Below are 205 nucleotides of genomic sequence, written 5' to 3'. Positions count from 1 at the left end.
GGCTGGGGATATAGGATTTGAACCTATGCATGACGGAGTCAAAGTCCGTTGCCTTACCGCTTGGCTAATCCCCAATATGCATATGATTCACAATTCCCCTATATTTCATCCATGTAAGAGAACAAAATATGGTGGAGGCTGAGGGGATCGAACCCCCGACCCTCTGCTTGTAAGGCAGATGCTCTCCCAGCTGAGCTAAGCCTCC

At 49.3% G+C, this 205-nt stretch carries 2 tRNA genes; both read right to left on the bottom strand.

The features are described from left to right. Positions 1 to 2 precede the first annotated feature (2 nt). Positions 3 to 74, bottom strand: a tRNA-Gln gene (locus HFE01_RS26930). A gap of 55 nt (positions 75 to 129) precedes the next feature. Continuing rightward, positions 130 to 205 (bottom strand) — tRNA-Val (locus tag HFE01_RS26925).

This window comes from Paenibacillus sp. EKM10P (assembly GCF_011800655.1).
In the GTDB taxonomy this organism is placed as follows: domain Bacteria; phylum Bacillota; class Bacilli; order Paenibacillales; family Paenibacillaceae; genus Paenibacillus; species Paenibacillus polymyxa.
Note: the sequence above shows the minus strand (reverse complement) of the source record. Positions and strands in the feature narration are given on the sequence as shown.